An 11,953-nucleotide genomic window follows, 5' to 3' on the forward strand; every position below is an offset into this window, starting at 1 on the left:
CGGTCGCGCCGACCCAGGCCGCCGCTCCGGCTCCGGTTTCGGCTCCCGCCGCGCCGCGCGCCGAGGCTCCGCGCCCCGCCGCCCCGGTTCGCGCCGACGCGCCGCGTCCGGCCGCTCCGTCGGCTGGCCAGACCCGCACCTACGAGCCCAGCCGCGACCGTCGCGACGACCGCTCGTCGACCACCACCTATCGCCCGGGTCCCGGCGCCCAGCCGCAAGGCGAGCGTCCCCAGGGCGATCGTCCGCAGCCGGACCGCCCGTTCAACCAGCGCGCCCCGCGTCCGGATGGCCCCTACAACCAACGCACGCCGCGGCCCGACGCCGCGCCGCGCGGTCCGCGCCCCGAGGGCGCCGGCGGCTTCCGCAACGACCGCCCGCAAGGTGATCGTCCGCAAGGCGACCGCCCCCAGGGTGACCGTCCGCAGGGCGATCGTCCGACCCAGACCGTCCGCTATTCGGCCCTGGCCCCGCGCCCGGCGCCCGGCGCCCGTCCGGGTCCCGGGGGGCCGCGCGGCGCCCGTCCGGGCGTCCCGGCCTCGGCTCCGGCCACGCCGGAAATCCAGCGCGCCACGCGCTCGGCCCCCCGCCCCGGCGGCGACGTCGGTCGTCGTCCGGAAGAGGAGGACGATCGCCGCAAGGCCGCCGCCCCCGGCAAGGCCGTCAGCCGCGCCAAGGGCGCGCCGATCCGCCGCGAAGGCCGCCTGACCATCCAGACCGTGGCCGGCGACGGAGACTCCGCCGACCGCATGCGCTCGCTGGCCTCGGTTCGCCGGGCCCGTGAACGTGAAAAAGAAAAGCGCCGCGGCGGCCCCGCCGATGTGGTGAAGGTTAGCCGCGAAGTGATCATCCCCGACGTCATCACCGTGCAGGAGCTGTCCAACCGGATGGCCGTGCGTGGTGTCGAGATCATCAAGTTCCTGATGCGTCAGGGCGTGATGCTGAAGATCAACGACGTCATCGACAACGACACCGCCGAACTGGTGGCGACCGAGTTCGGTCACACCGTGCGCCGCGTGTCGGAAGCCGACGTCGAAGAAGGCTTCATCGGCGGCGAGGATGTCGACGATCACCTGGAGCCCCGGCCCCCGGTCGTCACCGTCATGGGTCACGTCGACCACGGCAAGACCAGCCTGCTGGACGCGCTGCGCAAGGCCGACGTGGCCAGCGGCGAGCACGGCGGTATCACCCAGCACATCGGCGCCTACCAGGTGCGTCTGGAAAATGGCCAGAAGGTCACCTTCCTCGACACCCCGGGCCACGCGGCCTTCTCGCAAATGCGGGCCCGCGGCGCCAACATCACCGACCTGGTGATCCTGGTGGTGGCCGGCGACGACGGCGTCATGCCGCAGACCATCGAGGCCATCAAGCACGCCCGCGCCGCGGAAGTGCCGATCATCGTGGCCGTCAACAAGATGGACAAGCCCGGCGCCGACTCCACGCGGGTCGTCAACGAGCTGCTGCAACACGAGATCGTGGTCGAAAGCCTGGGCGGCGACACCCAGATCGTCGAAGTCTCGGCCAAGACCGGCCAGGGCCTGGACGAACTGATCGAGCGCATCCTGCTGCAGGCCGAGGTCCTCGACCTGAAGGCCAACCCCGACCGCACCGCCGACGGCGTGGTGATCGAGGCCAAGCTCGACAAGGGTCGCGGCGCGGTCTCCACCGTGCTGGTCAAGCGCGGCACGCTGAAGCGCGGCGACATCGTCGTGGCCGGCAGCCAGTTCGGCCGGGTTCGCGCCCTGCTGAACGAGCGCAACGAGCAGTTGACGGAAGCGGGTCCCGCCACCCCGGTCGAGATCCTCGGCCTGGACGGCGTGCCCTCGCCCGGCGACCCCTTCGCGGTCGTCGAGAACGAGGCCCGGGCTCGCGAGCTGACCGAGTACCGCATCCGCCTGAAGCGCGAGAAGTCGATGCATCCGGTCGGCGCGGGCGCCACCAGCATGGCCGACATGATGGCCAAGCTGCAGGACAAGAAGTATCGCGAACTGCCGCTGGTCATCAAAGCCGACGTGCAGGGTTCGGCCGAGGCGATCATCGGGTCGCTGGACGCCATGTCGACCGACGAGGTCCGCGCGCGGATCATCCTGTCGGGCGCCGGGGCGATCAGCGAAAGCGACGTCATGCTGGCCAAGGGCGCCGGCGCGCCGCTCATCGGCTTCAACGTCCGGGCCTCGGCCCAGGCGCGGGCGCTGGCCGAGCGCGAAGGGGTCGAGATCCGCTACTACGCGATCATTTACGACCTGCTGGACGACATCAAAGGCGTGCTCTCGGGCATGCTGGCCCCGATCCAGCGCGAAACCTTCCTCGGCAACGCCGAAGTCCTGCAGGCCTTCGACATCTCCAAGGTCGGCAAGATCGCCGGCTGTAAGGTCACCGAGGGCGTGGTCCGCAAGGGCGCCAAGGTCCGGATCATCCGCAACGACATCGTCGTTCTGGAACTGGGCACCCTGGCGACGCTCAAGCGCTTCAAGGACGAGGTCAACGAGGTCCCGTCCGGTCAGGAGTGCGGCATGATGTTCGCCGGCTTCCAGGACATCAAGGTCGGCGACACCATCGAGTGCTTCACCGTCGAAGAGATCAAGCGCCAGCTGGACTAAGGTCCGCCGGAGCTTTGACGAGACAGGGGCGCGGACCGCGAGGTCCGCGCCCTTTTCTATCCTTCTCCCCTTGCGGGAGAAGGTGGCCCGCGCAGCGGGTCGGATGAGGGGTCGAAAACCCTATCCGATTGATCGATACCCCCAGCCGCGCAAACCTTGGAGGAGTCGGCGCGACCCCTCATCCGTCGGCCTTCGGCCGCCACCTTCTCCCGCAAGGGGAGAAGGGAAGCGCCGCCGGACTGGAATTCGCCCGATTTCCGGCCTACCCCTTTGTCATGCGCATTCGAGCCCTTCTGACCCTGACCCTCGCCGCGGCCTCCTTGAGCGCCTGCGCCACCGTCGATCGCTATGACGCGGCCGGCGACGTCCACGCCTTGCTGGTGGCGATCCGCGACAACGACCACGCCGCCTTCGACGCCCGCGTCGATCGCCGGGCCCTGAAGTACCAGATCGAGAGCCGGATGGTCCGCGAGGCCCGCAAGTCGAACGTCGGCAGCGGCTGGCAGGCGGCCGTCGCCGCCCTGGCCGGTCCGGTCGCCGACGTGGCCGGCGCGGCCCTGATCCAGCCGGAGACCTTCCGGGCCGCCGCCAACTATTACGGCTACACCCCCGACCGGCCGATCCCCAGCCGGGTGGCCATCGCCTCGACCCTGCATCCTGTCGGCGACGGCCAGGTCTGCGCCGCCAAGGGCAAGAACGGCCCGTGCCTGCTGATCTTCACCCAGGAAGGCGGGACCTGGCGGCTGTCGGGCTTCGATCCCGAGGCCGTGAACCTGCAATTCCGCCGGTGAGTCCAGCGATGTGGGGGCGCGCCGTCCTGATCGGCCTCGCGGCGACCGCGATGGCGGCCACCGCCGCCCACGCCGAACGCAGGATCTACTCCTACGACCCGATCTCGCCGGACGCCAAGCGGCTGACGGGCGCCGGACTGACGGTGGTCTTCGACAAGAAACTGACTGGAACCCGGGTGCTCAAGGTGCTGGCCACCGGGGTGCCGGTCCAGGGCCGGCTGGTCGACGGCCGCGAGAAGGACCTGGGTCCCGGCGGCCTGAAGGCGATGAACGGCGTCGACGCCGACGCGGCGCTCTACGAGATCGACCCGAAGTTCGAGCAGGGCAAGATCTACATCCGCGCCTTCTGCCCGGGCGCGACCCGGCTGTGGCTGAGCTTCAGCCGCCTGGCGCTGCAGCGCGACCTGCGGGTCCAGGCGTTCGGCGACGATCCCAAGGGCGGGGCGACGCGGGTCTGCGGCACGCTGGACTTCTCGTTCCGCGGCGAGTGGAAGCTGCCCAACGGCCGTCGGCCCGACCCGATGGAAGACTGGGCCCCGGACAACACGCCGGGCTAGGCGGGACACGACGCTTCCAAAGTCCGGCCCGGCCATGCCATCGTCCAACCCAACAGACGGGCAGGGGGCGGCCATGGACGAGACGCTGGCGGGATTCACGCGGTTCGAGTTCGACGACGGGCGCTGGACGCGGCCGGTCTACCGCATCGGAACCGGCCCGGCGGTGATCGTCATCCACGAGATTCCCGGCCTGCACCCCAGCGTTCTGGCCTTCGCCCGCGACGTGGCCGCGCAGGGCATGACGGTGTTCTGCCCCAGCCTCTTCGGCCAGCCCGGCCAGCCGGTGTCGGACCTCTACATCGCCGGCGCGATCGCCCGGCTGCTGTGCATGCGGCAGCAGTTCAACGCCTGGGCCGGCGGCCGCTCCAGCCCGATCGTTGACTGGCTGCGCGCCCTGGCCCGCCAGGCCCATGCCGAGTGCGGCGGCAAGGGCGTCGGGGCGGTGGGCATGTGCTTCACCGGCGGCTTCGCCCTGGCGATGATGACCGAGCCGTCGGTGGTGGCCCCGGTGCTGGCCGAGCCCTCCCTGCCGGTCGGTCGCAAGGGCGCGGCGCGGCTCGACTGCTCGCCGGCCGAGCTGGCCACGGCCAAGGCGCGGATGCAGGCCGAGGACCTGTCGATGCTGGCCCTGCGCTTCGAGGACGACAAGCTGTCGCCCTGCGCCCGGCTCGACACCCTGAAGCGGGAGCTCGGCGAGCGGCTGGAGGTCCACCAGCTGCCCGACGCCTCGGCCAGGCGCGGCACGGGCAAGGCGCCGCATTCGGTGCTGACCATCCACCTGGACCGCGACGACCCGGACGGCCCGACCATGAAGGTCCGCGACCGGGTGCTGGCGTTCTTCAAGGAACGGACGGGGGCTTAGGCGATTTGGCCTGGCTTGGCGGCAAAGCGCGCCAGGTGTCCGCTCACGCTGATCAGGACCACCCCGATCACCACGGAGCTAATTGAAAACACGCCCATCTGCATGGCGCAGGCGCTGAGCATGGCGGCCTGGAGCTTGTAGGCGGCGACGCTCAACAGGATGGAGAGCGCGATCTGGACGCTCCCAGAGATCAGCCAGAACACGCCGAAACCACGACTCAGAGCCTGAACCAGTTCCACGTTCTTCAACATCAATGCACCCCCATCACGCGTTACCAGCAGCGATTCACCTATGGCGATCCTAAGTCAATCCACGCTGTTCGCTGGACTTTTACCCCCCACGAGCCTAGACACCCCGCCTTCCATTTCACCCCGCGACCGGCGTTCGATCCGCCGGCCGGGCGACAAGGCCCGTCCCATGAAGAACAAGACGTTCAAGCCCACCAAGGGCGTCAGCGCCGGTCCGTCGCAGCGCCAGCTGCGGGCCGGGGAGCTGATCCGCCACGCCCTGGTCGACATCCTGCGCGACGAGACCCTGCAGGACTCGGCCCTGGCCAACGTCTCGGTGACCGTCACCGAGGTGCGGATGAGCCCGGACCTGCGCCACGCCATCTGCTTCGTCGAGCCGCTGGGCGCCGGGATCATGAACCTCCACGTGCCCGAGCCATCGTCGCCGTCGCGCACCACCGTGGTGCCCGGCAGCCCCGACGAGGTGGTGGCCGGCCTCAACCGGGTGGCCAAGTTCCTGCGCGGCCGCCTGGGCCACGGCCTGGGCATGCGCTTCACGCCGGACCTGAAGTTCGTCCACGACCAGAGCTTCGACAACGCCAGACGCATGGACGCCCTGTTCGACAACCCGAAGATCCAGGCCGACCTGCGCCTGTCCGACGTGGTCGGCGACGACGATCACGACCAGGAAAACGGGCACGACCAGGAAGACGGGGAAGCCTGAGCATGGCCCGCCGGAAGAAGGGCGACGCCATTTCGGGCTGGGTGTGCCTGGACAAGCCCTACGACCTGACCTCGACCAGCGCCGTCAGCCGCGTGCGCCGGGCGTTCAACGCCCAGAAGGCCGGCCACGCTGGAACCTTGGACCCCCTGGCGACCGGCATCCTGCCGCTGGCGCTGGGCGAGGCGACCAAGACCGTCCCGTTCCTGATGGACGCCGACAAGGCCTACCGCTTCACCATCGCCTGGGGCCGTTCGACCACCACCCTGGACCGCGAGGGCGAGACCACCGACGCCAGCGACGTGCGCCCGACCCGGGAACAGGTCGAGGGCGTGCTGCCCGCCTTCGTCGGCGAGATCGACCAGATCCCGCCCAACTATTCGGCCATCAAGGTCGATGGCGAGCGGGCCTACGACCTGGCCCGCGAGGGCGTCGAATTCGAGCTCAAGACCCGCAAGGTCAAGGTTCATTCGCTGCGCGTCACGGGGGCGCCGGACGCCGACCACATCGAGCTGGAGATGGAATGCGGCAAGGGCACGTATGTCCGCGCCATCGTCCGCGACGTGGCCACGGCGCTCGGCGCCTGTGGACATGTCGACCAGCTACGCCGGACGCGAGTCGGCCGGTTCACCGAGGAAACGGCGATAGGTCTGGAAACCCTGGAGAATTTGGGGTATGAGGCCCGCCTGTCGGAGGCATTGCTTCCGGTCGAGACCGCGCTGGACGACATCCCGGCGCTGGCCGTGACCGATGAAGACGCCTTCCGGCTTGCGCAAGGACGCGCCATCGTTCTGCTCCCAAGGCAGGTGGAATCGCTGAAAGCCGTGCTCACGCCCGGTGATCGCACCGTTTCCGCCATGTCGGGTCAGAGGCTGGTGGCCTTGTGCGAGATGCGCGCCGGATCGCTCAATCCGGTGCGGGTCTTCCAACTCACCTGAGCGGAGACAACCCGATGTCGATCACTGCCGAGCGCAAGACCGCTCTTATCGCCGAACACGCCCGCACCGAGGGTGACACCGGCAGCGCCGAAGTCCAGGTCGCGATCCTGTCCGAACGGATCGCCAACCTGACCGAGCACTTCAAGACCCACAAGAAGGACAACCACAGCCGTCGTGGTCTGTTGATGATGGTTTCCCAGCGTCGCAGCCTCCTCGACCACCTGAAGAAGTCCGATCTGGGCCGTTACACGGCTCTCATCGAGAAGCTGGGTCTGCGCCGCTAGTCTAGGCGCGATTTCGCCGCCCTGCTCGCGCAGGGCGGCGAAATGCATTTCTAGCCGCCGTTTCAAGACAGGCTGAAACGGATGGCCGCTGCGGTTTCGCACTTCGCGAAGCCGGATGTACGCCGGGGATCACGATCTTCGGGAGCCTGTCGAACTGGATGAGGAAACCTCGGGACCGCCATTCGGCCGCCCGCCCCTGTCCGTCCTGAAGGAAATGGGTCCTTCGGAACCGAAAGAAGCAAATATGTTCGAAATCATGCGCAAGACGATCGAGTGGGGCGGCAAGACGCTGGTCCTCGAAACCGGTCGTATCGCCCGTCAGGCCGACGGCGCCGTTCTGGCCACCATGGGCGAAACCGTCGTCCTGGCCACCGCCGTGTTCGCCAAGAAGGCCAAGCCCGGCCAGGACTTCTTCCCCCTGACCGTCAACTACATCGAGAAGACCTACGCCGCGGGCAAGATCCCGGGCGGGTTCTTCAAGCGCGAAGGCCGTCCGTCGGAAAAGGAAACCCTGGTTTCCCGCCTGATCGACCGTCCGATCCGCCCGCTGTTCGTCAAGGGCTTCAAGAACGAAGTCCAGGTCGTCTGCACCGTGCTGCAGCACGACCTCGAGAACGATCCCGACATCGTCGCCATGGTCGCCGCCTCGGCCGCCCTGGTGATCTCCGGCGCGCCGTTCATGGGCCCGATCGGCGGCGCCCGCGTCGGCTACGTCAACGGTGAGTACGTGCTGAACCCGACGCTCGACGAGCTGAAGGAAAGCAAGATGGACCTGGTCGTGGCCGGCACCGCCGACGCCGTGATGATGGTCGAATCCGAAATCCAGGAGCTCTCGGAAGAGATCGTCCTGGGCGGCGTCACCTTCGCCCACAAGGCCATGCAGGCCGTGATCGACGGCATCATCGAGCTGGCCGAACACGCCGCCAAGGAACCCTTCGACTTCCAGCCGGAAGACACCGACGCCCTGAAGGCCGAAGTGAAGAAGGCCGTCGGCAAGGACCTGGCCGAAGCCTACACCATCCGCGCCAAGGGCGACCGCGTCGCGGCGCTCAGCGACGCCAAGGCCAAGGCCGTGGAAAAGTTCGCCAAGAGCGACACCAACCCGGCCGGCATCGATCCGCTGAAGCTGATCTCGGTGTTCAAGGAACTGGAAGCCGACATCGTCCGTCGCTCCATCCTCGACACCGGCATCCGCATCGACGGCCGCACCGTCGACAAGGTTCGCCCGATCCTGGGTGAAGTCGGCATCCTGCCGCGCACCCACGGCTCGGCCCTGTTCACCCGCGGCGAGACCCAAGCCATCGTCGTGGCCACCCTGGGCACCGGCGACGACGAGCAGTTCATCGACGCCCTGGAAGGCACCTACAAGGAGTCCTTCCTGCTGCACTACAACTTCCCTCCCTTCTCGGTCGGCGAGACCGGTCGGATGGGCAGCCCGGGCCGCCGCGAAATCGGCCACGGCAAGCTGGCCTGGCGCGCCCTGCGCCCGATGCTGCCGGCCAAGGAAGACTTCCCCTACACCATCCGCCTGGTCTCCGAGATCACCGAGTCGAACGGCTCGTCCTCGATGGCCACGGTCTGCGGCTCCTCGCTGGCCATGATGGACGCGGGCGTTCCGCTGATCCGTCCGGTCTCGGGCATCGCCATGGGCCTGATCCTGGAAAAGGACGGCTTCGCGGTTCTGTCGGACATCCTGGGTGACGAAGATCACCTGGGCGACATGGACTTCAAGGTCGCCGGCACCAGCCAGGGCCTGACCTCGCTGCAGATGGACATCAAGATCGCCGGCATCACCGAAGAGATCATGAAGCAAGCGCTGGCCCAGGCGAAGGGCGGCCGCGAGCACATCCTCGAGGAGATGAACAAGGCGATGGACGCCCCTCGTGAAGAGGTCGGCGACTACGCTCCGAAGATCGAGACCATCACCATCCCGACCGACAAGATCCGCGAAGTGATCGGCACCGGCGGCAAGGTGATCCGCGAGATCGTCGCCACCACCGGCGCCAAGGTCGACATCAACGACGAAGGCACCGTGAAGGTCTCGGCCTCGGACGGCGCCAAGATCAAGGCCGCGATCGACTGGATCAAGTCGATCACCCAGGAAGCGGAAGTCGGCGCGATCTACGACGGCAAGGTCGTGAAGGTCGTCGATTTCGGCGCCTTCGTGAACTTCTTCGGCGCCAAGGACGGCCTGGTCCACGTCAGCCAGATCAGCAACGAACGGGTGGCCAAGCCCTCGGACGTGCTGAAGGAAGGCCAGATCGTCAAGGTTAAGCTCCTCGGCTTCGACGATCGCGGCAAGACCAAGCTGTCGATGAAGGTCGTCGACCAGGAAACCGGCGAAGACCTGTCCAAGAAGACGGAAGTTTCGCCCGAGGAAGCCGTCAACACCTGAGGGTGAGGACGTCTTTCACGACGTGAGCTAGCGAGCGGGCGGTTCCGAGAGGGGCCGCCCGTTTTGCGTTTGGGGGCACCCTTCGCTCGTCGACGCGTGTCGGCTCCTGCTGTACGCGTGTCGCGTCCGCCACGGTTATCGGTTGAGAGAATTGAAAAAGACGCTTCTCTTTCTCGCTGTCGGAGTGGTGGTGCTCATCCTGGCCTATCCGGCCTACATCGCGCTGGGCGCATTGGCTCGTAGCTACGGCTGGCGAGAGATGGACTGGAACAGTGATGGGCGGACGACCTTGTCGGAGTTCCTCGCATCGGCTGACATCGCCAAACGCTCGATCGAGCGGGGACAGGATGTGTGTTGGGAGTACTACGCGCTGAAGGACGGTCTCCCGGTTCGCACCGACTGCGGATTGCGCGTCTTCATTCGACCCTAAGGCGGGGCCTGTCCGCAGGGGCGGGCGGTCCGGGAAGGGGCGGGGCCGTCCCGACCGAGTTCCGTTCTTCCCTCCCCTTTATGGGGAGGGGGACCAGCGAAGCTGGTGGGTGGGGTTTCACCGCCGCAATAGCGCCCTGCACCGATCCCCCACCCGACCCGCTACGCGGGCCACCCTCCCCGCAAGGGGGAGGGACGGCGTGCTTGTTCCAATCCTCATCACCCAACCCATGGATTGTCACGCCAAGCGGCGGTATGCCTGCCATCCACCGCCCACCCCTCCACAAAGCGGAAGACTGGAATGGATCGTATCGAGGCGATGCGGGTGTTCGTCGCCGCGCTGGACGAGGGCAGCCTGGCCGGCGCCGGGCGCCGGCTGGGACGATCGCCGGCCGCGGTCAGCCGGGCCATCGCGTTCCTGGAACGCCATGTCGGGGCCGAGCTCCTGCACCGCACCACGCGCTCGCTGCGGCTCAGCGAGGCGGGCGAGCGCTACGCCGCCGCCTGTCGACGCGTGCTGGTCGACCTGGAGGAGGCCGACCTGTGCGTGCTGGGCGAGCGCGCCGCGCCGCGCGGCACCCTGACGATCACCGCCCCGCCGATCAGCGGCGAGGAGATCCTCCGCCCGGTGATCGACGCCTATCTCGAGGCCTATCCGGCCGTTTCGGTGAACCTGCTGCTGCTCGACCGCTCCGCCAACCTGGTCGAGGAGGGGGTCGACGTCGCCTTGCGGGTCGGCGAACTGCCCGACTCCGCGATGGTCGCGGTGCGGGTGGGGGGCGACGTCCGGCGGGTGGTCGTCGCCGCGCCGCGCTACCTGGCCGAGCACCCCCGCATCGTCGAACCGGCCGACCTGGCCAAGCACCGCATCGTCACCACAACCCATTTTGGCCACGACACCTGGGTGTTTCCGCCGGCCCCGGGCGGCGCGGTGGCGCGGTCGGTGCACTTCAAGGCCCGCCTGGTGGTCAACAGCGTGCGGGCCGCCCTGGCCTCGGCGGTCGACGGCCACGGGGTGACGCGGCTCTACACCTACCACGTGGCCGAGCGGGTGATGGACGGCGCGCTGCGGATCGTGCTGCGCGACGCCGAGCCGCCGCCCCTGCCGGTGCACCTGGTCACTCCCCAGGGGCGGACCGCCACGCCGAAGGTTCGCGCCTTCCTGGATTTCGCCGCCCCCAGGCTGCGGGCCGCCTTCGCCAGGCTGTCGGCGGAAGCCGATGCCCTGGCCTCGCAATAGGGTGACATTCCCTCGCTTAGCGGAAGGGTCCCTGCCGAACGGCGGGCATTCAGTCGTTTCCTGGATGGTCTCACATTGACGCTCACCGGTCCGACCAGGATCGCCGGCCGCGATCTTCGCGCCGGAGGACGTCATTGGAGGCAAGTCATGAGCAACCAGCAGAAGGTCGTCGTCATCACCGGCGCGTCGCAAGGCATCGGCGCCAGCCTGGTGAAGGCCTATCGCGACCGCGACTATCGGGTCGTGGCGACGTCGCGCTCGATCAAGCAGGGCGGCGACCCCGACGTCGTCGCGGTGGCCGGCGACATCGGCGATCCGGCCACGGCCGAGCGCGTGGTGGCCGAGGCCGTCGCGCGCTTCGGGCGGATCGACACCCTGGTCAACAACGCCGGGATCTTCATGGCCAAGCCGTTCACGGAATACACCGCCGAGGACTTCGCGGCGAAGGTCTCGACCAACCTGGCGGGCTTCTTCCACATCACCCAGCGGGTCGCCGCCGAGATGCTGAAGCAGGGCTCCGGCCACATCGTCAGCATCACCACCAGCCTGACCGACCACGCGATCGCCGACGTGCCCGCCGCCCTGGCCAACCTCACCAAGGGCGGGATCAATTCCGCGACCAAGGCCCTGGCTATTGAGTTCGCCGGCCGAGGCGTGCGGGTGAACGCCGTCTCGCCCGGGGTCATCAAGACCCCGATGCACGCGCCGGAAACCCACGCCTTCCTGGCCGGGCTGCACCCGGTCAAGCGCCTGGGCGAGACCCGCGACGTCGTCGAGGCCGTGCTCTACCTCGAGACCGCCGGCTTCGTGACGGGCGAGATCCTGCACGTCGACGGCGGCCAGAGCGCCGGTCACTAGAAGTCTTTGTTTTAACGCATTTTCTTCACGCGAAAATGCTCTGGGAGAGATCGC

Annotated in this window: 12 protein-coding genes; 11 read left to right on the top strand and 1 reads right to left on the bottom strand. The window is 68.2% G+C overall.

Annotation, left to right across the window (positions count from 1 at the left end):
* The 4 genes from infB to PMI01_RS09420 form a co-directional block, all read left to right on the top strand.
* Window positions 1–2,597: translation initiation factor IF-2 (infB, locus tag PMI01_RS09405; protein WP_007667242.1), on the top strand; the 2,597-nt coding region annotated here is incomplete at its 5' end.
* Between the two features lie 275 nt (window positions 2,598–2,872).
* Window positions 2,873–3,388 carry a DUF2939 domain-containing protein gene (locus PMI01_RS09410; protein WP_007667245.1) on the top strand — a complete coding sequence of 172 codons (516 nt, stop codon included), beginning with the start codon at window positions 2,873–2,875 and terminating at the stop codon, window positions 3,386–3,388.
* 8 nt (window positions 3,389–3,396) lie between these two features.
* Window positions 3,397–3,945 (top strand): hypothetical protein, encoded by a 549-nt coding sequence (locus PMI01_RS09415; protein ID WP_007667248.1) that lies wholly within the window; start codon window positions 3,397–3,399, stop codon window positions 3,943–3,945.
* 73 nt (window positions 3,946–4,018) lie between these two features.
* On the top strand, window positions 4,019–4,807 hold the full coding sequence (locus PMI01_RS09420; RefSeq protein ID WP_007667250.1) for a dienelactone hydrolase family protein: 789 nt from the start codon (window positions 4,019–4,021) through the stop codon (window positions 4,805–4,807).
* On the opposite strand, the gene PMI01_RS09425 is transcribed toward PMI01_RS09420, so the two are convergent.
* The gene (locus PMI01_RS09425; RefSeq protein WP_007667253.1) at window positions 4,804–5,058 is read right to left on the bottom strand and encodes a hypothetical protein; all 255 of its coding nucleotides are present in this window, start codon (window positions 5,056–5,058) and stop codon (window positions 4,804–4,806) included. The genes PMI01_RS09420 and PMI01_RS09425 overlap by 4 nt on opposite strands.
* Before the next feature lie 166 nt (window positions 5,059–5,224).
* Here PMI01_RS09425 and rbfA point away from each other — a divergent pair, with 166 nt between their 5' ends.
* The 7 genes from rbfA to PMI01_RS09460 all read left to right on the top strand — a co-directional run bounded on the left by rbfA (window position 5,225) and on the right by PMI01_RS09460 (window position 11,899).
* Entirely contained in the window at window positions 5,225–5,758 is a 534-nt protein-coding gene (gene rbfA / locus PMI01_RS09430) for a 30S ribosome-binding factor RbfA (protein WP_007667256.1), read from the top strand.
* A 2-nt stretch (window positions 5,759–5,760) separates the two neighbouring features.
* Window positions 5,761–6,693 (top strand): tRNA pseudouridine(55) synthase TruB, encoded by a 933-nt coding sequence (gene truB / locus PMI01_RS09435; RefSeq protein ID WP_007667260.1) that lies wholly within the window; start codon window positions 5,761–5,763, stop codon window positions 6,691–6,693.
* A 14-nt stretch (window positions 6,694–6,707) separates the two neighbouring features.
* A complete protein-coding gene (gene rpsO / locus PMI01_RS09440) occupies window positions 6,708–6,977 on the top strand; it encodes a 30S ribosomal protein S15 (protein WP_007667263.1) in 270 nt (89 codons plus the stop codon).
* Between the two features lie 244 nt (window positions 6,978–7,221).
* Complete coding sequence (pnp, locus tag PMI01_RS09445; RefSeq protein ID WP_007667266.1) at window positions 7,222–9,372, top strand: polyribonucleotide nucleotidyltransferase; 2,151 nt, start codon at window positions 7,222–7,224, stop codon at window positions 9,370–9,372.
* A 151-nt stretch (window positions 9,373–9,523) separates the two neighbouring features.
* The gene (locus PMI01_RS09450) at window positions 9,524–9,802 is read left to right on the top strand and encodes a hypothetical protein (RefSeq protein ID WP_051989941.1); all 279 of its coding nucleotides are present in this window, start codon (window positions 9,524–9,526) and stop codon (window positions 9,800–9,802) included.
* Window positions 9,803–10,102: 300 nt separating this feature from the next.
* The gene (locus PMI01_RS09455; RefSeq protein ID WP_007667270.1) at window positions 10,103–11,041 is read left to right on the top strand and encodes a LysR family transcriptional regulator; all 939 of its coding nucleotides are present in this window, start codon (window positions 10,103–10,105) and stop codon (window positions 11,039–11,041) included.
* A 147-nt stretch (window positions 11,042–11,188) separates the two neighbouring features.
* Window positions 11,189–11,899 carry an SDR family NAD(P)-dependent oxidoreductase gene (locus PMI01_RS09460; RefSeq protein WP_007667272.1) on the top strand — a complete coding sequence of 237 codons (711 nt, stop codon included), beginning with the start codon at window positions 11,189–11,191 and terminating at the stop codon, window positions 11,897–11,899.
* The last annotated feature ends 54 nt before the right edge of the window (window positions 11,900–11,953 follow it).

The organism is Caulobacter sp. AP07 (genome assembly GCF_000281955.1).
In the GTDB taxonomy this organism is placed as follows: domain Bacteria; phylum Pseudomonadota; class Alphaproteobacteria; order Caulobacterales; family Caulobacteraceae; genus Caulobacter.

Coding starts and splice junctions, on each gene's coding strand:
- rpsO (WP_007667263.1), top strand. CDS start 6,708: ATGTCGATCACTGCCGAGCGCAAGACCGCTCTTATCGCCGAACACGCC.
- pnp (WP_007667266.1), top strand. CDS start 7,222: ATGTTCGAAATCATGCGCAAGACGATCGAGTGGGGCGGCAAGACGCTG.
- PMI01_RS09460 (WP_007667272.1), top strand. CDS start 11,189: ATGAGCAACCAGCAGAAGGTCGTCGTCATCACCGGCGCGTCGCAAGGC.
- PMI01_RS09420 (WP_007667250.1), top strand. CDS start 4,019: ATGGACGAGACGCTGGCGGGATTCACGCGGTTCGAGTTCGACGACGGG.
- PMI01_RS09415 (WP_007667248.1), top strand. CDS start 3,397: ATGTGGGGGCGCGCCGTCCTGATCGGCCTCGCGGCGACCGCGATGGCG.
- rbfA (WP_007667256.1), top strand. CDS start 5,225: ATGAAGAACAAGACGTTCAAGCCCACCAAGGGCGTCAGCGCCGGTCCG.
- PMI01_RS09425 (WP_007667253.1), bottom strand. CDS start 5,058: ATGTTGAAGAACGTGGAACTGGTTCAGGCTCTGAGTCGTGGTTTCGGC.
- truB (WP_007667260.1), top strand. CDS start 5,761: ATGGCCCGCCGGAAGAAGGGCGACGCCATTTCGGGCTGGGTGTGCCTG.
- PMI01_RS09455 (WP_007667270.1), top strand. CDS start 10,103: ATGGATCGTATCGAGGCGATGCGGGTGTTCGTCGCCGCGCTGGACGAG.
- PMI01_RS09410 (WP_007667245.1), top strand. CDS start 2,873: ATGCGCATTCGAGCCCTTCTGACCCTGACCCTCGCCGCGGCCTCCTTG.